This is a genomic window from Pantoea sp. JK, from assembly GCF_026130245.1.
GTDB lineage: Bacteria > Pseudomonadota > Gammaproteobacteria > Enterobacterales > Enterobacteriaceae > Pantoea > Pantoea trifolii.
Window position 1 is genome coordinate 436,162 of sequence record NZ_JAINFN010000003.1, and the last position, 20,116, is coordinate 456,277.

General features: G+C 55.0%; 18 protein-coding genes and 1 other RNA gene. 13 read left to right on the plus strand and 6 right to left on the minus strand.

Annotated elements, in window-relative coordinates; genetic code table 11:
• Positions 1-187 precede the first annotated feature (187 nt).
• The 5 genes from epd to argO all read left to right on the plus strand — a co-directional run bounded on the left by epd (position 188) and on the right by argO (position 5,422).
• On the plus strand, positions 188-1,207 hold the full coding sequence (epd, locus tag PanJK_RS09530) for an erythrose-4-phosphate dehydrogenase (RefSeq protein ID WP_256697315.1): 1,020 nt from the start codon (positions 188-190) through the stop codon (positions 1,205-1,207).
• A 51-nt stretch (positions 1,208-1,258) separates the two neighbouring features.
• Entirely contained in the window at positions 1,259-2,422 is a 1,164-nt protein-coding gene (gene pgk / locus PanJK_RS09535) for a phosphoglycerate kinase (protein ID WP_222211091.1), read from the plus strand.
• Between the two features lie 104 nt (positions 2,423-2,526).
• Positions 2,527-3,606, plus strand: a complete 1,080-nt coding sequence (gene fbaA, locus PanJK_RS09540; RefSeq protein ID WP_256697312.1) for a class II fructose-bisphosphate aldolase — start codon at positions 2,527-2,529, stop codon at positions 3,604-3,606.
• 188 nt (positions 3,607-3,794) lie between these two features.
• Positions 3,795-4,670 carry a small-conductance mechanosensitive channel MscS gene (gene mscS / locus PanJK_RS09545; RefSeq protein WP_256697311.1) on the plus strand — a complete coding sequence of 292 codons (876 nt, stop codon included), beginning with the start codon at positions 3,795-3,797 and terminating at the stop codon, positions 4,668-4,670.
• Between the two features lie 128 nt (positions 4,671-4,798).
• Positions 4,799-5,422, plus strand: coding sequence for an arginine exporter ArgO (argO, locus tag PanJK_RS09550; RefSeq protein ID WP_061719851.1), 624 nt, complete (start codon positions 4,799-4,801; stop codon positions 5,420-5,422).
• Here the strand turns inward: argO and PanJK_RS09555 are convergent.
• Positions 5,419-7,677: an FAD-dependent oxidoreductase gene (locus PanJK_RS09555; RefSeq protein ID WP_414858942.1), complete on the minus strand. Its 2,259-nt coding sequence runs from the start codon at positions 7,675-7,677 to the stop codon at positions 5,419-5,421. The genes argO and PanJK_RS09555 overlap by 4 nt on opposite strands.
• 57 nt (positions 7,678-7,734) lie before the next feature.
• Between PanJK_RS09555 and PanJK_RS09560 the strand changes: the two genes are divergently transcribed.
• Positions 7,735-8,433: an IclR family transcriptional regulator gene (locus PanJK_RS09560; protein WP_256697308.1), complete on the plus strand. Its 699-nt coding sequence runs from the start codon at positions 7,735-7,737 to the stop codon at positions 8,431-8,433.
• Here the strand turns inward: PanJK_RS09560 and PanJK_RS09565 are convergent.
• Positions 8,420-9,727 (minus strand): MFS transporter, encoded by a 1,308-nt coding sequence (locus tag PanJK_RS09565; RefSeq protein ID WP_258143871.1) that lies wholly within the window; start codon positions 9,725-9,727, stop codon positions 8,420-8,422. The genes PanJK_RS09560 and PanJK_RS09565 overlap by 14 nt on opposite strands.
• A 217-nt stretch (positions 9,728-9,944) precedes the next feature.
• Here PanJK_RS09565 and PanJK_RS09570 point away from each other — a divergent pair, with 217 nt between their 5' ends.
• Positions 9,945-10,673: an oxidative stress defense protein gene (locus PanJK_RS09570; protein WP_061719855.1), complete on the plus strand. Its 729-nt coding sequence runs from the start codon at positions 9,945-9,947 to the stop codon at positions 10,671-10,673.
• Between the two features lie 38 nt (positions 10,674-10,711).
• On the opposite strand, the gene PanJK_RS09575 is transcribed toward PanJK_RS09570, so the two are convergent.
• A complete protein-coding gene (locus tag PanJK_RS09575) occupies positions 10,712-11,617 on the minus strand; it encodes a LysR family transcriptional regulator ArgP (protein ID WP_265299243.1) in 906 nt (301 codons plus the stop codon).
• Positions 11,618-11,798: 181 nt separating this feature from the next.
• Here PanJK_RS09575 and rpiA point away from each other — a divergent pair, with 181 nt between their 5' ends.
• Both rpiA and serA read left to right on the plus strand, forming a co-directional pair.
• Positions 11,799-12,458, plus strand: a complete 660-nt coding sequence (gene rpiA, locus PanJK_RS09580; RefSeq protein ID WP_008108258.1) for a ribose-5-phosphate isomerase RpiA — start codon at positions 11,799-11,801, stop codon at positions 12,456-12,458.
• Positions 12,459-12,737: 279 nt separating this feature from the next.
• Positions 12,738-13,976, plus strand: a complete 1,239-nt coding sequence (gene serA, locus PanJK_RS09585) for a phosphoglycerate dehydrogenase (RefSeq protein ID WP_008108257.1) — start codon at positions 12,738-12,740, stop codon at positions 13,974-13,976.
• Positions 13,977-14,014: 38 nt separating this feature from the next.
• Here the strand turns inward: serA and PanJK_RS09590 are convergent, their stop codons facing one another.
• From PanJK_RS09590 to zapA, 3 genes are all read right to left on the minus strand, one after another.
• Positions 14,015-14,611 carry a 5-formyltetrahydrofolate cyclo-ligase gene (locus PanJK_RS09590; protein ID WP_265299247.1) on the minus strand — a complete coding sequence of 199 codons (597 nt, stop codon included), beginning with the start codon at positions 14,609-14,611 and terminating at the stop codon, positions 14,015-14,017.
• An 80-nt stretch (positions 14,612-14,691) separates the two neighbouring features.
• A non-coding RNA gene (gene ssrS, locus PanJK_RS09595) (6S RNA) lies at positions 14,692-14,875 on the minus strand.
• 39 nt (positions 14,876-14,914) lie between these two features.
• Complete coding sequence (gene zapA, locus PanJK_RS09600) at positions 14,915-15,244, minus strand: cell division protein ZapA (protein ID WP_007890288.1); 330 nt, start codon at positions 15,242-15,244, stop codon at positions 14,915-14,917.
• A 170-nt stretch (positions 15,245-15,414) separates the two neighbouring features.
• On the opposite strand from zapA, the gene PanJK_RS09605 reads away from it, so the two are divergent.
• Genes PanJK_RS09605 through ubiI form a run of 4 tightly spaced genes read left to right on the plus strand, consistent with a single transcriptional unit; the run spans position 15,415 to position 19,767 of the window.
• A complete protein-coding gene (locus PanJK_RS09605) occupies positions 15,415-15,996 on the plus strand; it encodes a YecA family protein (RefSeq protein ID WP_008108255.1) in 582 nt (193 codons plus the stop codon).
• A gap of 50 nt (positions 15,997-16,046) precedes the next feature.
• Positions 16,047-17,369 carry a Xaa-Pro aminopeptidase gene (gene pepP, locus PanJK_RS09610; RefSeq protein WP_265299252.1) on the plus strand — a complete coding sequence of 441 codons (1,323 nt, stop codon included), beginning with the start codon at positions 16,047-16,049 and terminating at the stop codon, positions 17,367-17,369.
• Complete coding sequence (gene ubiH / locus PanJK_RS09615) at positions 17,366-18,544, plus strand: 2-octaprenyl-6-methoxyphenyl hydroxylase (RefSeq protein WP_265299253.1); 1,179 nt, start codon at positions 17,366-17,368, stop codon at positions 18,542-18,544. Before pepP ends, ubiH begins: the two co-directional genes overlap by 4 nt.
• Positions 18,545-18,564: 20 nt before the next feature.
• On the plus strand, positions 18,565-19,767 hold the full coding sequence (gene ubiI, locus PanJK_RS09620; protein ID WP_256697300.1) for an FAD-dependent 2-octaprenylphenol hydroxylase: 1,203 nt from the start codon (positions 18,565-18,567) through the stop codon (positions 19,765-19,767).
• Positions 19,768-20,116: the final 349 nt, after the last annotated feature.

Genomic DNA, 20,116 nt, shown 5'->3' on the forward strand with positions numbered 1-20,116 from the left:
ATTCCGCCACTCACTTGATCGCAATCATTCCCGTTATTCCTCTCTTGCATTACTCTAGCTGAACCGTTTCAGTCGCCAGCGAAAACGTGCATCTTGCCGGTGAGAGCAGGCAATAATTCCCTGTACAAAACGGTGTGAAACGCTCAGGCTAATCGGCACGTTTTTTCGGGTGTTGTTGAAGGTAGAAATGACCGTTCGCGTAGCAATAAATGGTTTTGGTCGTATCGGGCGTAACGTGTTGCGCGCTCTGTATGAAACCGGTCGCCGGGCTGAGATCACCGTGGTCGCCATTAACGAGCTGGCCGATGCCGCCGGGATGGCGCATCTGCTGAAGTACGACACCAGCCACGGCCGTTTTGCCTTTGATGTGCGCCAGGAGCGCGATCAGCTGTTTGTTGGCGACGACACCATTCGCATCCTGCATCAGGCGGAAATCGATGTGTTGCCGTGGCGCGAACTGAATGTGGATATCGTGCTGGATTGCACCGGCGTGTACGGCAGCCGCGCTGATGGCGAAGCCCATCTGGCAGCAGGGGCGAAGAAAGTGTTGTTCTCGCATCCGGGCGGCAACGATCTCGATGCCACTGTCGTGTTCGGTGTGAACGAACAAGCTCTTAAACAAACTGACCGCATTGTCTCCAACGCATCCTGTACCACCAACTGCATTATTCCGGTGATCAAGTTGCTGGATGACGCCTTTGGCATTGAGTCGGGCACCGTGACCACCATTCACTCGGCGATGCACGATCAGCAGGTGATTGACGCCTATCACAGCGATCTGCGTCGTACCCGCGCCGCCAGCCAATCGATCATTCCGGTAGATACGCGTCTTGCTGCTGGCATTACCCGTATTTTTCCGAAATTTAACGATCGCTTTGAGGCGATTGCGGTGCGCGTGCCCACCATCAACGTGACAGCCATTGATTTGAGCGTGTCGGTGCGCGAAGCGGTGAAGGCCTGCGAGGTTAATGCCTTGTTGCGAAATGCGTCAGAAGGGGCGTTTCGTGGTATAGTTGACTATACGGAATTACCGTTAGTCTCAGTAGATTTTAACCATGATCCGCACAGTGCCATAGTCGATGGCACGCAAACGCGGGTCAGTGGTCATCACCTTATCAAAACGCTGGTTTGGTGTGACAACGAATGGGGCTTTGCTAACCGCATGATCGACACCACGTTAGCAATGGCCGCAAGCGGTTTCAGGTAAGACGCGGACTGCGTCTGGCAAAACTTATGAGAATCAACGAGAGGGTTCACCATGTCTGTAATTAAGATGACCGATCTGGATCTTGCTGGTAAACGCGTTCTGATCCGTGCCGATCTCAACGTGCCAGTGAAAGAAGGGAAAGTGACGTCAGATGCACGTATTCGTGCTTCTCTGCCTACCATCGAAGCGGCGTTGAAACAGGGCGCGAAAGTGATGGTTACCTCTCACCTGGGTCGTCCGACCGAAGGTGAATACAACGAAGAGTTCTCCCTGCTGCCGGTTGTTAACTACCTGAAAGACAAACTGAACGGCACCAACGTTACCCTGGCTAAAGATTATCTCGACGGCGTTGAAGTCGGCGCGGGCGAATTGGTTGTGCTGGAGAACGTGCGCTTTAACAAAGGCGAGAAAAAAGACGAAGAAGGCCTGTCGAAGAAATATGCCGCACTGTGCGACGTGTTCGTGATGGATGCGTTCGGTACCGCGCACCGCGCACAGGCTTCTACCCACGGCGTGGGCAAGTTTGCACCAATCGCTTGTGCCGGTCCGCTGCTGTCAGCTGAGCTGGAAGCGCTGGGCAAAGTAATGAGCAACCCAGAGCGTCCGCTGGTTGCTGTGGTTGGCGGTTCTAAAGTGTCGACCAAATTTGATGTGCTGCAGTCGTTGGTGAAAATTGCTGACACCGTGATTGTGGGCGGCGGTATCGCGAATACCTTCGTGGCTATCGAAAACAACGTCGGTAAATCACTGTACGAGCCAGACTTCGTTGAAGCAGCGAAAAAGCTGCGTGACGAGCATGGCATCCCGGTTCCTACCGATTCTCGCGTAGGCACGGAATTCTCTGAAACTGCGCCGGCTACCGTGAAAAAGGTTTCCGAAGTAGCGGATAACGAAGAGATTATGGACTTCGGTGACGAAACCGCTCAGGCAATGGCCGCGATTCTGAAAGGCGCGAAAACCATTCTGTGGAACGGCCCGGTTGGCGTGTTCGAGTTTCCGAACTTCCGTAAAGGCACCGAAATCGTGGCGAATGCTATCGCCGATAGCGATGCGTTCTCAGTGGCAGGTGGCGGCGATACGCTGGCTGCCATCGACCTGTTCGGTATCGAAGATAAGATCTCTTATATCTCTACCGGCGGCGGCGCATTCCTCGAGTTCGTGGAAGGCAAAAAACTGCCAGCAGTTGCTATGCTGGAAGAGCGCGCCAAGCAGTAACTCTTTGGGGGCGGCGCTTTGGCGTCGCCTGAAGGCTAGCCCTGTATGGGGCAATCAAATCGCAATCCCTTCGGGGATGAACGGTAACGAAACGGGACACAAACATGTCTAAAATTTTTGATTTCGTAAAACCCGGCGTTGTCACTGGTGACGACGTTCAGAAAATTTTCCAGGTAGCGAAAGAGAACAAATTCGCTCTGCCAGCAGTTAACTGCGTCGGCACGGACTCTATCAACGCGGTATTGGAAGCTGCGGCCAAAGTGAAAGCGCCGGTCATCGTTCAGTTCTCCAATGGTGGTGCTGCCTTCATCGCCGGTAAAGGTTTCAAAACCGACAAACCTCAGGGCGCGGCAATCTTCGGCGCTATCGCGGGTGCATACCATGTGCATCTGATGGCTGAACAGTACGGCGTGCCAGTTATCCTGCACACCGATCACTGCGCCAAGAAACTGCTGCCGTGGATCGACGGTCTGTTGGACGCGGGCGAAGAGCACTTCAAGAAAACCGGTAAGCCGCTGTTCTCTTCTCACATGATCGACCTGTCTGAAGAGTCACTGGAAGAGAACATCGAGATCTCTGCTAAGTATCTGGCGCGCATGGCCAAGCTGGATATGACGTTGGAAATCGAACTGGGTTGCACCGGTGGCGAAGAAGACGGCGTGGACAACAGCCACATGGACGCTTCTGCTCTGTACACTCAGCCAGAAGACGTTGATTACGCTTACACCGAGCTGAGCAAAATCAGCCCACGTTTCACCATCGCGGCTTCATTCGGTAACGTGCACGGCGTGTACAAGCCAGGCAACGTGAAACTGACTCCAACCATCCTGCGTGATTCTCAGGAATACGTGGCCAAGAAACACAATCTGCCGCACAACGCGCTAGACTTCGTGTTCCACGGTGGTTCAGGTTCTTCTGCTGCAGAAATCGAAGAGTCTATCGGCTACGGCGTGATCAAGATGAACATCGATACCGACACCCAATGGGCAACATGGGACGGTATTCTGCAGTATTACAAAAAGAACGAAGACTATCTGCAAGCGCAGTTGGGTAACCCGACTGGCGTGGATAGCCCGAATAAGAAATACTACGACCCACGCGTGTGGCTGCGTTCTGCTCAGGCTTCAATGGTTGTTCGCCTCGAGCAGGCTTTCAAAGAGCTTAACGCTGTCGACGTACTGTAATTTTTCCTTACAGTAGCAAAAAGGCCCGCAAGGGCCTTTTTTTATGCGTCTCGTCCGGAAAATCCCACGAATTCAGGCCATTTTTGGCGCTTCGCCCTATTTTTGTTTACCCTTGTAATCGGAATGCCGGAGTCAATCTGGCAGTTTTTGGCAATTTCCTGCGGGAAACTCAACAACAGGGCTAACAAATGGAAGACTTAAACGTCGTCGACGGCATTAATAGTGCGGGTGGATGGCTGGTACGTAATCAGGCGCTGATCCTGAGCTATGCGGTCAATATTGTGGCGGCGATTGTTACCATCATCATTGGTATGTTCATTGCCCGCATCGTCTCCAATGCAATTAATCGCGTTCTGCTGGCGCGTCACATTGATGCGACAGTGGCAGATTTCCTCTCTGCAATGGTGCGCTACGGAATTATCGCTTTCACCGTCATCGCTGCACTGGGACGCGTTGGGGTGCAAACCGCTTCCGTGATTGCCGTGCTGGGTGCTGCCGGTTTGGCGGTGGGTTTGGCGCTGCAAGGCTCGCTATCCAACCTGGCTGCAGGCGTATTGCTGGTGACCTTCCGCCCGTTCAAAACCGGTGAGTTTGTTGATCTCGGTGGCGTGATGGGCACGGTACAAAACGTGCAGATCTTCTCCACCACCTTGAAAACGGCTGATGGCAAAATTGTCGTGGTACCAAACGGTAAAATCATCGCGGGTAATATCATTAACTATTCGCGCGAACCGATCCGTCGCAACGAATTCATTATTGGCGTCGCTTACGATGCGGATGTTGATCAGGTAATTGCACTTTTCCGTGAAGTGGTTGAAGCGGATGAGCGTGTACTGAAAGACTTGGGTATCCAAATCGGCCTGAATGAACTGGCTGCGTCATCGCTCAACTTTGTGGTGCGTTGCTGGAGCAAAAGCAGCGACCTGCAAAACGTCTATTGGGATCTGATGAAGAACTTCAAACGTACGCTGGACGCGAACGGCATCGGAATCCCTTATCCGCAGATGGATGTGCATCTGCATCAGGTGAAGAGCGAGCAACAGCAACCTGCGCGCACTGAGTAAATAAGAAAGGCACCTGCGGGTGCCTTTTTTATTACTTATTCTAATGGCCGATTAAATATTTCAATTTCCTCTAATATCCTCGCGTCACTATACTGCATCGCATCTCCCCATTTTTTAGGATTGTTTCCGTGTTATCTGTTTATTTACAAGGGCTTGCTCTTGGTGCTGCGCTGATTCTGCCGTTAGGGCCGCAAAATGCTTTCGTGATGAATCAGGGCATCAAACGCCACTACCATCTGATGACCGCATCGCTGTGTACCATTAGCGACATTGCGCTGATCTGCGGTGGGATTTTTGGCGGCAGCGCGTTGTTGAATCAATCGCCGATCTTATTGATGCTGATCACCTGGGCGGGCGTGGCATTTCTGCTGTGGTACGGCTGGGGCGCGCTGCGCAGTGCGTGGAAGGGCGATGTTTCATTGGCTTCTGACGCAGAGCTGAAACAAGGGCGCTGGCGCATTATCGCCACCATCCTGGCAGTCACCTGGCTCAATCCGCATGTCTATCTCGACACCTTTGTGGTGCTCGGCAGCCTCGGTAGCCAGCTTCCCTCTGAAGATGCGCGTCGCTGGTTTGCATTTGGCACCGTGAGCGCCTCAATCATCTGGTTCTTCGGCCTGGCGCTACTGGCAGCGTGGCTGTCGCCGCGGCTGCGCACCGTGCGGGCGCAGCGCATTATCAATCTGCTGGTCGGCGGCGTGATGTGGTTTATCGCCATTCAGCTGGCGCGTCAGGGCATTGCCGCTCTCTAATGCAGATGTAATCCGTACAGTGCGGGTAGCGCGCCCGCGCTGGCGAGCAACTCCAGCCGAATCTGGCTAAAACTCACGCCTTTTGGCACCGCGTGATGACACAGCGAGTGATGATTTTCCGTCACCTCCGCCAAGAGCATCTCATCCAGCCATACCCGATAATGCGTGGTGCAGTGCGGCGTCACCGCCTGTGCGTGCCCCATTTGCACCGTTTCCATCGCATGATCGAAGTCGTTGTCGAACAGCAAGGTAATCTGTTTTGCCCGTTGCGGTTCGTTCCAGTGCCAGCACGCGTAGGGATGCGTATCATCCTGCGCGGGCACCCAGCAATTGGTGTGCTGTTCCGGGCGTAGCTTGCCGTTGAGCAGGTAGTCGCGGTGCCAGAGTTGCAGCGGCATGTCCAGCGCAAAGGCCAGCAGGATTTGCTGCGGGGCACGGCGCGGCAGCCAGAAATCAAACTCATCAACGCCGTAATCGCCATCGTTAATCTGCCGGGTACGCTTCGCCACGCGCGGATTCAAACTATTGAAGACCATCATCACGCCCGGCAAACTCTGGCTGGTCAGCGCAACTTCAATCGCGGCGTTCTCCTCAAAGGTGATAAACACATAGCGATCGCAATCGGCACGATAATCAAAGCTCAGTCGATACGTGCCTTGCTCAGTAACCGTGATGCTTTGCCTGGCCAGATGGCAATCGCCGCAGATATTGGCCGGATTAGCGCTGGAGAGCAGCGATACCTGTAATTTCTGCGCATATGCGGCGCGTAACTGCACGCTAATCGTCGGCAAGCGTTCACCCGCTTTAAGTGGCAGCAGTAATGCACAGCGGGATTTTAGCGGCTGCCAACCGGCATCAGCGGGCAGGGCGCGCAGCTGTAAGGTACTGCTCACCGTGACATGCGCATCACGCGCGGGGTTTGCCAACGGATGTCGTGGAAAAAACGCGCCCTGACGCAGCAGATGCTGCTGCAGCTGACCAACGCGGTCTGGCTGCGCCAGTTCGGCGGGCGTGATCTGCATTTGCTGGCACAGCGCTGCCGCGCGACCCACCACTTCGCCCAGCACGCCGCAGGTGCACATAACGCGAGCGCTGCCAAAGGCGACGTGCGTTGCGGAGATCAGTCGGCCAGTTAACAACAGATTGTCCAGCGACTGGCTGTAGAGTGCGCGGAAGGGAATGGTGTAAGTGCCTTTGCTGTGGAACTGACGACAGCCATCGTGTTCGCTGTAGACGCCGTCGGCCGGATGCAGATCAATCGACCAGCCGCCATACGCCACCGCGTCGTAGTGGTCGCGCTGTTCGATGATGTCCTGCTGGCAAAGCAGGGTATCGCCGAGAAAACGCCGACTCTCGCGCTTGCCGGGAATCAGGCCAACCCATTCGATGGTGAGGTTATCGGCATCGGGGAATTCGCCGGAGTTTTTGATGTAATCCCACACGCCCCAGACAATTTTCCACAGCTCCCACTTGATGGTTTCGCTCTCGTGCACGGTATCAAGCCGTCCGCCCCATTCCAGCCACCATAAATCGCAGCCGTTCAGTTCTGAACTCAGGCGTTTATAGCGCGGGATGGCGGTAATCTCTTTCAAGGCGAAAGTGGGCGCAACGAAGCGTACTGATTGCGCTGCGCGCTTGGTGTAGAAGTATATGGAATGCCCGAGCTTGTGGCCAAAATTCTCGCCCGGCGCCATTTTCTCGCCGAACTCCTCCACGGATTCGGCACCTACACGATGCGCCGCACCGGCCAGATAGCCCAACACGCCATCGCCGCTGGCATCGATAAATTGTGACGCCGAAACCTGATAACGCGTTTGATTGATGGCATTGAATGCCTGCACTGACTGCAAGCGGCGGCCCGACTTTTCGATCTCAGTAACAACCGTATTGAGCAGCAAAGTCAGGCCGGGCTGTGCCTGCACCATGTCCAGCAGCACCATATCGAACAGTACCGGATTGCCCTCTTTGTTACGCCACAGGTTCTCCTCCATGATCTCGCCCATGATGCCGCCTTCGCGCGCCCAGCGATTGTTATTGCCCATGTGCGAAGTGGCGCCGTTGGCCCACAAGCGCACTTCGCTGGAGGCGTTGCCGCCCAGTACCGGACGATCCTGAATCAGCACCACATCAAGGCCATCGCGTGCGGCGGCGAGTGCGGCACATACGCCCGCCAGTCCACCGCCGACGATCAGCAACTCCGCTTGTAGCCGTTGTTGCGGAAAGTCGCGCACATTTTGCGTAGAGAAAGTCTGCATCATTTCATTCCTCTGACTCTAAGGCTAAGATTGGATTTTTCCCGCCGCAGGTGATCTATGTCTTCTCAACCCAACCAAAGCTTGATTGACGGTATTCGCTGCCTGCAATATCTGGTGTCCAGTGATAAAGCCGTGGGTTGCCGTGAACTGGCGCGCCAGATGGGGATGAACAGCACGCGCGTGAATCGACTGCTGATGACCATGGCCTCGATTGGACTGACCACGCAGGATGAGCATCGACGCTATTTGCCCGGCCCCGGTATTCACGCGCTGGCGGCACAGGCAATTCGCGGATCTTCGCTGTTTGCACAGGCGTTGCCGCAGCTGGAACGGCATGCGCCGCGCGATATTGTGGTGGCGCTGGGCGTGCTGTGGGAAGATCAGGTGATCTATATCTGGCACTCGGAACCCGGTGAACGCATCAACACCAGCCAGGCGCTGGCGGGTTTCCGCATGCTGCCCGCGTGGCAATCGGTGATTGGCGTGTCGTTGCTGGCCGCGGAGAGCGATGAGGCGCTGCGCCCGCGTTTTAACGACGAACAGTGGTTGCAAATTGCGCCGCTGCTGGCGCGTAAGCGTGCTGAGAGTTACCTGATCTGGCACCGTGATGACGGCGAAATCAGCATGGCGCAGCCGATCGATAACAACCGCGCTGCACTGGCGTTTGCCAAAATCTGGCAGGACGATGAGGCGCATCTCGCGCAGCGGCTGCAACAGCTGCAATCGCTGGCGCAAACCGTCATCACCCCGCGCTAACATGATCGATTTTCCCGACAATAAACAGATAACTGCAGATGCCAATCGCGGCCAGCACGGCGATAAACGCCAGTGCTGGCGCGAAGTTATCGCCGTCGATTAACGCACCAATAGCAATCGGCACCACGATGGAGGAGAGCGCGCCGGTAAAGTTAAATACGCCGCCCGCCAGGCCAATCAAATGGCGCGGTGCCAGCGCCGTGACAAACACCCACGTAATGGTTGCCAGTCCGTTGCCGAAAAATGCCAGCGACATAAACAGGATGATCAGCGTGGAATCATCGGTGTAGTTGGCACCAAGAATAAACAGCGTCAGGAATAGACCCAGGATTACCGGCAGCTTGCGCGCCACGCTGGCAGAAATGCCGCGGCGTATCATGCGATCCGAGGCAAATCCGGCCAGCAGCACGCCGCAGAAGGCGGCGAAATAGGGCACCGAAGCCACATATCCGCTTTTGATGAAGCCCATGTGGCGATACTCAACCAGATAGGTCGGGAACCAGGTGAGGAAGAACCAGAAGGTGGCAGAAATGGTGAACTGGCCGATATAGATGCCGACCAATTTTCGGCTGCGGAACATCTGCGCCAAATCACTCCAGCGCGCTTTGGGTTGCTGCGTATTCTGCCGACTCTCCAGCAGCGCACCGTTGTCGCGCAAATAGTTGAGCTCAGCTTCGGACACGCCTTGATGCTGATTTGGCTCGCGGTAGAGCCAATACCACACCAGCGCCCAAATCATCCCCGCGACTCCGGTAATCAAAAACAGCCCGCGCCAGCCAAATGCATCCTGCAGATGAAACAGCAGCGGCGTCATACAGGCGAGGCCGACAAACTGCGCTGAGGAGTAAATACCGATCGCACTGGCGCGCTCTTGCTCCGGGAACCAGCTGGAAATTACCCGATTATTGGAGGGCATCACCGGCGCTTCAAACGCTCCCACGCCGAGCCGCAGACCAAACAGTGCGCCAAAGCTGTTGGCAAGCGCATGCAGCGCGGTAATCAATGACCAGGCAAATAAACCGACGCCATAGACCACGCGCGCGCCAAGGCGGTCTATGAGGAAGCCGCCGGGGATCTGCAGTGCAGCGTAGATCCAGCCGAAAGCAGAGAAGATCAATCCCATCTCCATCGGCGTGAAGCGCAGTTCGCCCGCCATTGCGGTAGCGGCAACCGACAGGTTAGTACGATCCATGTAATTGATAATGATATTAATAAATACCAGAGCGAGCATCAGAAAGCGCGTGCGTCCAGCGCGAACGCTGACGGCTGTTTGGCTAAGCGGCTGTTCTGTCATTGGCAACTCTCCCGAACCCAGAAGTGTTTCTTTAATAGAAACGAATAAGTGCTTAATAGGCGAATCCGTACAGCTGAATTTGCGATCGCGGCTACGTTAAAAAGGAGATTGCTCGAACTTTTGAGCTGTTTACTAATCAGATAAGCACACATGTTAATGTGTTTTGGGTTTAGCCATAATGGCAACCTGCTAATTGAATCCCTCAAGGAGGACTTTCGTGAAACTGAAAGCACTGGCGCTGGCCGCCGTAATGAGCACCGGCGCACTGTCCGGTTTAGTTCAGGCAGGCGAATTGCCGAATGGACCGCATGTGGTGACGTCTGGACAGGCAAGCGTTGATGCCACGCCAGATCTCGCGACGCTCGCTATTGTGGTGAATGTTTCGTCGAAAGACGCGGCAGAAGCGAAGAAACAAGCTGATGACCGCGTGGCGCAATATTTCGATTTCCTGCAAAAGAACGGTATCGAGAAAAAAGATATTGATGCGGCAAACCTCAGTACGCAACCAGAGTACGATTACACCAAAGAAGGTAAGTCGGTACTGAAAGGCTATCGTGCCGAGCGTCAGGTGCAGGTGACGCTGCGTCAGCTGGACAAGCTGAACGAGCTGCTGGATGGCGCGTTGAAATCTGGCCTGAATGAAATTCGTTCCGTCGAGTTGGGTGTGGCGAATCCGGACAGCTATAAAGAGAAAGCGCGTAAAGTGGCGATTGCCAATGCTACACAGCAGGCCAATGCGCTGGCAGAAGGATTTAACGCCAAGTTAGGTTCGGTTTACAGCATCCGCTACCACGTTGCGAACTATCAACCGATGCCGATGGCGCGCATGTATAAAGCCGCCGCTGCACCCGCTGATACCACCGCGCAGCAAACTTACGAGCAGCAGAGCATTCACTTTGACGATCAGGTGGATGTGGTGTTCGAAATCAAACCGAATACACCGTAAGTCTGTAGATCAGGTCGCCATGAAAGGCGACCTGATCTTTACGGCGGCAACACATCCTGACGCAGCACGCGATGTCCGTGCGCAATCAGCGCATCGGTGACGCTGCGCATCAAGCGGCTTTCCGGCGCAAACCGGTGCCAGTACAGCATACGACGCTGATACAGGCCTGGCGTCAAATCCACCAGCTCACCCTGCGCCAGCTCGCGCTCAATCTGCAGATGCGGAATCATACAGCACACCGAACCCTGACGCGCCAGCTGCACAAAGGCTTCTGACGAGTTAACGATATGGCAGGGCACGCTGCCCGGCGACAGGTCAAAATTCTGCTGTAAAAACGCCTGATGCATATCATCCAGATGATCAAACGCCACCGCCGGCGCTTTCAGTAGCGCAGAGCGCGTCACGCCATTTGGGAAGTAACGTGCAGCAAAATCAGGCGAGGCGCAGAACAGATAATCGAGCGCGCCCAATTGATCCACTAAGCAGCTGGGCAGCGGCTGTGGCTGAATACTCACCGCGCCGACCACCTCACCACGACGCAGACGTTCCTGCGTGCGGGTTTCATCTTCTACCTGCAAATTCAGGCGCACCGGCGAATCGGCCAGTACATCTTTCAGCGCGGGCAGCAGCCAGGTTGCCAGACTGTCGGCGTTGACCGCCAGCGACAGCAACAGCGGCGTGGTTCCACCGTTGTCATCACCCAGCCACTCCTCTTCCAGCAGTTCAACCTGATGTAACAACGCCAGTAATTTTTGTCCCTGCTCGGTCGGGCGCGGTGGCACGGTGCGCACCAGCAGCGGCTGACCAAATAAATTTTCCAGCTGTTTAATACGCTGCGAAACCGCAGATTGGGTAATGCAGAGTTTTTGTGCCGCACGCTCAAAGCCGCGCTCGCGAATCACAGCATCCAGCGCCTGAAGCGTTCGATAATCCGGGCGTTTCATTGTTGTTCTCTCTCGTTCAGGGTGGACGTTACTATGCCATAAAACTGTCAAATTGTGCTGCGGCGCATTTTTGCGGGCTGGCTTCCAAAGCGTTAAATCGGCTGTCTAACAGTCGCGCTTTTTTACAGCGCCTTGTTTTATACTACGCGCACTTCGATGTCGCACAGGTTTTAAACATACCATGACCCAGGATGAACTGAAAAAAGCGGTAGGTTGGGCAGCCCTTCAGTACGTAGAGCCCGGCACCATTGTCGGCGTAGGGACCGGATCAACGGCAGCGCATTTCATTGATGCACTCGGCACCATGAAGAATCAGATTGAAGGTGCGGTTTCCAGCTCGGAAGCCTCGACAGAGAAACTGAAAGCGTTAGGTATTCACGTCTTCGATCTCAACGAAATTGATGAGCTGTCGGTTTACGTCGATGGCGCCGATGAAATCAATCCGCAGATGCAGATGATCAAAGGCGGTGGCGCAGCGCTGACGCGAGAGAAAATCGTTGCGGCGGTGGCGAAGAAATTCATCTGCATTGCCGATGCATCGAAAGAAGTCGATGTGCTGGGCAATTTCCCGCTGCCGGTTGAAGTGATTCCGATGGCGCGTTCTTATGTGGCGCGTGAACTGGTTAAACTCGGCGGCTTGCCGGAGTATCGCCAGAACGTCATTACCGACAACGGCAACATTATTCTCGACGTGCATAATCTGCGAATTCTCGACCCCATCGAACTGGAAAAAACCATCAACGCGCTGCCTGGCGTGGTGACCGTTGGCCTGTTTGCAGGACGTGGCGCCGATGTCGCGCTGATTGGCACCGCCGACGGTGTGAAAACCATCGTAAAATGATCTGTCCGGCGCGCGTCATGCGCCGGTTATTTCCATCCGCAAAACATCTTTTCTCGCCAGGCTGAAATTTGGTGACTTATGTCACAAAAGATTCATCAGCAGTGAGTTCGTACTTCGTCCACTCAGGATGTCACGATTTTGTACGGCATTGTGCTGTCTCCGCGTGGGCGCGTGCTGGCTCCCAGGCAATCGTTTGTATTGCTGCGCACGAAATTTTTGATATTTTGACAGAAGGCTACCTTATGGTAGTCCTCATTGAATTCTGAATAGGGTCGGGAAATGGCAAAGGTATCACTGGAAAAAGACAAGATTAAGTTCCTGCTGGTGGAAGGCGTTCACCAGAGTGCGCTGGAAAACCTGCGTGCAGCAGGCTACACCAACATCGAGTTTCACAAAGGGGCGCTGGATGCGGAGTCGCTGAAATCCTCCATCCGCGATGCGCACTTCATTGGTATCCGTTCCCGTACCCAACTGACCGAAGAGATCTTCGCTGCCGCAGAAAAGCTGGTGGCAGTCGGCTGTTTCTGTATCGGTACCAACCAAGTTGATCTCGGTGCTGCGGCGAAACGCGGCGTGCCGGTGTTCAACGCACCGTTCTCCAACACCCGTTCAGTGGCTGAGCTGGTGATTGGCGAAATGTTGCTGATGCTGCGTGGCATTCCTGAAGCCAACGCCAAAGCGCACCGTGGCATCTGGAATAAAGTCGCCAACGGTTCGTTCGAAGCACGCGGCAAAAAACTGGGTATCATCGGCTACGGCCACATCGGCATGCAACTGGGTGTGCTGGCAGAAAGCCTCGGTATGCACGTGTTCTTTTACGATATCGAAAGCAAGCTGCCGCTGGGTAATGCGACGCAGGTGCGTCATCTCTCCGATCTGCTCAACATGAGCGACGTGGTGAGCCTGCACGTTCCTGAAACCCAGTCGACCCAGAACATGATTGGTGCCGAAGAGCTGGCGCTGATGAAACCAGGCGCGCTGCTGATCAACGCCGCGCGCGGTACCGTGATTGATATTCCGGCGCTGTGTGATGCGCTGGCGAACAAACATCTGTCAGGTGCCGCCATCGACGTGTTCCCGGTTGAGCCTGCCACCAACAGCGATCCATTCAACTCTCCGTTGTGCGAGTTCGACAACGTGATTCTGACGCCGCACATTGGTGGTTCAACACAGGAAGCGCAGGAAAACATCGGTATCGAAGTGGCTGGCAAGCTGGCGAAGTATTCGGATAACGGTTCTACGCTGTCTGCGGTTAACTTCCCGGAAGTCTCGCTGCCAATGCATGCAGCGAGCGCGAGCCGTTTGTTGCACATCCACGAAAACCGTCCAGGCGTATTGACGGCCATTAACCTGATCTTTGCCGAGCAGGGTATCAACATCGCGGCTCAGTATCTGCAAACTACGCCGGTGATGGGTTATGTGGTGATTGATATCGATGCGGAAAAAGATGTAGCGGATAAAGCGCTGCAGGCGATGAAGGCGATTCCGGGCACCATCCGCGCCCGTCTGCTGTACTGATTAATCAGGGCGCCATCGGCGCCCTTTGTTTTTCCTGTTTACGATTCCCATTGCCACAGTTTCGATGGCGTCAGTATCGCGGGTAGCGGCACATCCCATGCAGCGACTGGCAGCGCTTCTACGCGCTGGCAATCATGTGCGATCCCCACCGGAAGAAAACCATGCTGCTGCCAGTGTTGCAGCGTGCGATCGTAAAATCCGCCACCCATTCCCAAACGTTGACCCGCATGGTCAAACGCCACCAGCGGCACCAGCATCACATCGAGTTGATCCAGCGTTGCCAGTTGTGTGATATCCAACGGCGGTTCCGGGATGCGAAGTTTATTTGGCATGAGTGAAGTTTCTGGCGTGTAACGGATAAACAGCAGATTGCCCGGCGAGAAGGGATGAAGCACCGGTAAATAGACCTGTTTTTTTTGCTGCCACAGTTTGGCGATCAGCGGGCGGGTATTGATCTCTCCATCGACAGACAAAAACAGCGCAATGCGTTGAGCATTAGCGATCGGCGCAATGTTGATGGCGTGTTCAGCCAACTGATCGGCGGCCTGTTCTTGCTGTTCAGATGTGAGATTACGGCGCAAGTGGCGCACATGCTGTCGGATGTCTTGACGGTCGAGAAGTGAGGGCGCTGACATGATATCTAAATCCCCGGAATAATCGCTTCTTAAAAGCGATTATATCATGCGAACCGGGGAATCAGACTTGCTACTAAATGGAGATCTCCGAGATGCCGCCGCAGGCTGTAACCCTTGAACCCTTGGTTCAAGGTGAACATGCCGTCACAACTATTAGGCTTCTCGGACGGACCGAGCATGCGCACAAATTGTGGAGCGTCACATTCTGTTGGTATGAAATATCGGCTCAGGGGACTGGCCCGCTTGCAAACATCTCAGAGAAAATTTACTTCACCGTCACTCTAGCATGAGGACCATGAAGTGTTATTCAAAATTAGGGCCCTGGCGGTCAGTTATGCGACCTTGCTCTACTAACGCTTGTTCAATGGTCTGTTGCAGCATGCGGATACGTTGTTCCATGTTTGCTGCATAGTCGCGCGTCTTACCTTTCTCTTGTGCCAACTCGTGGCAGATGTTTAACGCGGCGATGAACACCAGCTGCTCTGTATTGGTGACTCTAGTGCGAACTTTTAAATCTTGCAACCGTTGATTGAGATCCTCTGCGGCCAGATTCAGCGCATCTTGCTGTTCAGGCGGGCAATTTACTCTTAACGAACGACCAAAAATTTGAATATCTACTGGTTGTGCAGACATGCCACCATCCTAACTGATTACTTCGATCGCATCTCCCTTACCGGTCAATGGGTTGGGAGGTGCGAAACTATATATACCCGAGTTATAAGTTACAACCCCTTTTCTGGAAACCCAGAGGCACCTGGTGGTAGCATAACACGAACTTATTCCGCCAACGACGACCAAAGCTTATGTCTTTACAGAACGCAACGCCGAGTTACAACGCGCTGGCCGCGGCCCTTTCACAGCAGGGCGTGGGCATGACGCCAGCCGAAATGCATGGTCTTCTTTCCGGGATCCTGTGCGGCGGCAATCAGGATACCAGCTGGAAAACCATGGTTCACGATCTCACCAACGAAGGCATGGCGTTTTCGCAGAGCCTGTCTCAGCCGTTGCAAGCGCTGCATGAAAGCCTGGCGACCACGCTGGAAGATGAAGGCTTTATGTTCCAGCTGATGTTGCCGGAAGATGATGACATCACGGTATTCGATCGCGCGGATGCACTGGCCGGTTGGGTAAACCACTTCCTGCTCGGTTTGGGCGTCACTCAGCCTAAGCTGGAGAAAGTGACCGGTGAAACCGGCGAAGCGATTGACGATCTGCGTACTATTGCACAGCTTGGCTATGACGAAGATGAAGATCAGGAAGAGCTGGAGCAGTCGCTTGAAGAGGTGATTGAATACGTGCGCGTTGCCGCTCTGCTGTGCCATGACACCTTCACGCGTCAGCATCAGCCAACCGCACCAGAAGTACAGAAGCCTACGTTACACTAAGCGCGTCAATGCGGGTGCGTTGTGGCCCGTCTTCAACAGGGAGTGCAAACATGATTACCTTGGATACGTTTCAACAACGTCGTCAGGCGTTGATTGCCCGCATGGCGCCAGGCAGCGCGGCATTGATTTTTGCTGCACCTGAAGTGACGCGCAGCAACGATACCGAATACAACTTTCGGCAAAACAGTGACTTCTGGTACTTCACCGGTTTTAACGAACCGCAGGCGCTGCTGGTATTGATCAAAAGCGATGACAAGCACAATCACAGCGTGCTGTTCAATCGCGTGCGTGACCTGACGGCCGAAATCTGGTTTGGTCGCCGCCTTGGTCAGGATGCCGCACCGGCAAAACTGGGTGTCGATCGCGCCTTGCCGTGGGATGACATTGGCGAGCAGCTGCATCAACTGCTTAACGGGCTGGATGTGGTTTACCACGCGCAAGGCGAATACGCAGAAGCCGATCAGCTGGTGTTCAGCGCGCTGGAAAAACTGCGCCGTGGTTTCCGTCAGAATCTCAGTGCGCCGGATACGGTTACCGACTGGCGTCCGTGGGTGCATGAAATGCGCCTGTTCAAAAGCGCAGAAGAGATTGAGATTCTGCGCCGCGCCGGCAAAATCAGCGCGCTGGCGCATACGCGAGCGATGAAAGCCTGTCGTCCAGGCATGTTTGAATATCAGCTGGAAGGCGAAATTCATCACGAATTCAATCGCCACGGCGCGCGTTTCCCCTCGTACAACACCATTGTTGGTTCTGGCGAAAACGGCTGCATTCTGCACTATACCGAAAACGAATGTGAAATGCGTGATGGCGACTTAGTGCTGATCGACGCAGGCTGTGAATTCCACGGCTACGCGGGCGATATCACCCGCACCTTCCCGGTCAACGGCACCTTCAGCGAGCCGCAGCGCGCTATCTACGACATCGTACTGGCCTCGCTCTACAAAGCGCTGTCGATGTTCCGTCCGGGCATCAGCATCCATGACGTCAATGACGAAGTGGTGCGCATCATGATCACCGGGCTGGTCGATCTCGGCATTCTGGATGGCAACATCGATACGCTGTTTGAAGAGCAGGCGCATCGTCCGTTCTTCATGCACGGTTTGGGCCACTGGCTGGGGCTGGATGTGCACGATGTCGGCCATTACGGCACGCCAAGCCGCGACCGCTTACTTGAGCCGGGCATGGTGCTGACCGTTGAGCCAGGCTTGTATATCGCGCCAGATGCCAAAGTGCCGCCACAATATCGCGGTATTGGCATTCGCATCGAAGATGACATCGTCATCACCGCTGACGGCAACGAAAATCTCACCGACAGCGTAGTGAAAGACGCCGACGCGATTGAAGCTCTGATGGCGGCGGCACGTCACGCATGAGCATTTTGATTGCCGGCGGCGGCATGACCGGCGCGACCCTTGCGCTGGCGATTTCACATCTGACGCAAGGCCAACTGCCGGTTACGCTGATTGAACGCAGCCAGCCCGATAGCCGCGCACATCCTGGCTTCGACGGACGCGCGATTGCGCTGGCGGCAGGCACCTGTCAGCAGTTAGCGGATATCGATCTGTGGCGCTCGCTGGCCGATTGCGCCACGCCAATTACCGATATTCACGTTTCCGATCGCGGTCATACCGGTTTTGTTTCGCTTAAAGCGCAAGATCATCAGGTTCCGGCGCTCGGCCAGGTGGTCGAACTGTTTGATGTCGGCCAGCGACTGTTTCAACGCCTGCAGAAAGCGCCTGGCGTCACGCTGCGCTGCCCGGATCGCGTAACTTCGGTATCACGCACCGCAGATAACGTGCAGGTCACGCTGAACAGCGGCGAACAACTGGAAGGCGCATTACTGGTGGCCGCCGACGGTGCGCGTTCACCTTTAGGCGCGTCCTGCGGCATCACCTGGCAGCGCGACGATTATCAGCAGCTGGCGGTGATTGCCAACGTGTCGACGCAGTTACCGCATCAGGGCCGCGCCTTTGAGCGCTTTACCGAACACGGCCCGCTGGCGCTGTTGCCGATGTCCGGCAACCGCATGTCGCTGGTGTGGTGCCATCCGCTTGAGGCGCAAGCAACGGTTAAGCAGTGGGACGATGCCACCTTCCTGCAAGAACTGCAGCGCGCATTTGGCTGGCGGTTGGGGCGTTTCACGCATACCGGTCAACGCGAGCATTATCCGCTGGCGCTGCAAACCGCTGAACGTCAGGTGACGCATCGTCTGGCGCTGGTGGGCAACGCGGCACAAACGCTGCATCCGATTGCCGGACAAGGCTTCAATCTGGGTTTGCGCGATGTGATGTCACTGGCAGAAACGCTGGCGGGCGCACATCGTCAGCAACAAGATCCCGGCAGTTTCGCGGTATTGCAGCATTTTGCCGCGCGACGTCAGCCCGATCGTGCCGCCACTATTGGCGTCACTGACGGTTTAGTCCGACTGTTTGCTAACCGCTATGCGCCGTTGGTAGCAGGACGAAATCTTGGGCTGGTGGCGATGGACCATCTGCCTTGGCTACGAAATCCACTTGCCGTGCGCACGCTCGGCTGGGTTAAGCGTTAAGCACGAATTGAGGGGCAGCAATGCAAACTTTTGATGTGGCAATTGCCGGAGGCGGCATGGTGGGTTTGGCCGTCGCCTGCGGACTACAAGGTAGCGGCTTACGCGTTGCCGTGCTGGAAAAAGCACCCGAGCCACAGTTTGATCCGGCGGCCAAGGCGTCGATTCGCGTCTCCGCCATCAACGCTGCCAGCGAACGTCTGCTGCAAAAGCTCGATGTCTGGTCGAGCATTTTGGCGCTGCGTGCCAGTGCCTATCACGGCATGGAAGTGTGGGATCAGGACAGCTTCGGTTCGATCAGCTTTGATGATGAGCAGCAGGGCTTATCGCATCTCGGTCATATCATTGAAAATGAAGTGATTCATAGTGCGTTGTGGCAGCGTGCCAGTCAGAGCAGCGATATCACGCTGTTTGCCCCGGCGCAGTTGCAGCAAGTGGCATTTGGCGACAACGAAGCCTTTATTACGCTGCAAGATGGCAGCATGATGAGCGCCCGTTTGCTGGTTGCTGCCGACGGCGCGAATTCGTGGCTGCGTGACAAAGCGGATATTCCGCTGACCTTCTGGGATTACGAGCATCACGCGCTGGTGGCAAATATCCGCACCGATATGCCGCATGACGCCATTGCGCGTCAGGTGTTCCATGGCGACGGTATTCTGGCGTTTCTGCCGATGCAGGATCCGCACTTATGCTCAATCGTCTGGTCGCTCTCGCCGCAGGAAGCGGCGCGCGTGCAATCGATGCCGGAAGCGCTATTTAATCAGCAACTGTCGGTGGCGTTTGATATGCGTCTTGGCTTGTGTCAGGTCGAGAGCGAACGTAAAACTTTCCCGCTGACGGCACGTTATGCGCGTAACTTTGCCGCGCACCGTTTAGCGCTGGTCGGCGATGCCGCCCACACTATCCATCCGCTGGCCGGGCAGGGCGTGAATCTTGGTTTTATGGATGCAGCCGAATTAATTGGTGAAATTCGCCGCCTGCATCAGGAAGGCAAAGACATTGGTCAGCATCTCTATCTGCGTCGCTATGAGCGCAGCCGCAAGCACAGCGCGGCGATGATGCTCGCGGGGATGCAAGGCTTCCGCGAACTGTTTGCCGGTACCCATCCGGCGAAAAAGCTGCTGCGTGATGTTGGCCTCAAGCTCGCCGATACTTTGCCGGGCGTCAAACCGCTGATGCTAAAACAGGCGATGGGGCTTAACGATCTACCCAGCTGGATACGCTAATCATCTCTGCCAACGGCGCCTAAATAGGCGCCGTTTTCTTTGCTGCACCGCAATGATGCAGCGCTGCACCGCAATCGCGCCTCATTTGATTTATTCTAATTTTACCCCTTAATTCGCATTAGATTAATTCATGCAATAACTTTTCACATGCCGGACCATTTCTTAAACCTGCGGCGTCTATTCCCTCAATTTGCTGCGTGAAAGTAATTTAGTCGTATTTTGTGCGAGGCTAATCACAATAATGCAGTGATTTATGCTGGTGGCTGTTCGGTGGCTCATCGAAAGGTGGTAGTGTTTCGCCCTCGTTTTCCTCATGGTTAATTGCCGCATTAGGTGATAACTTCAGCAT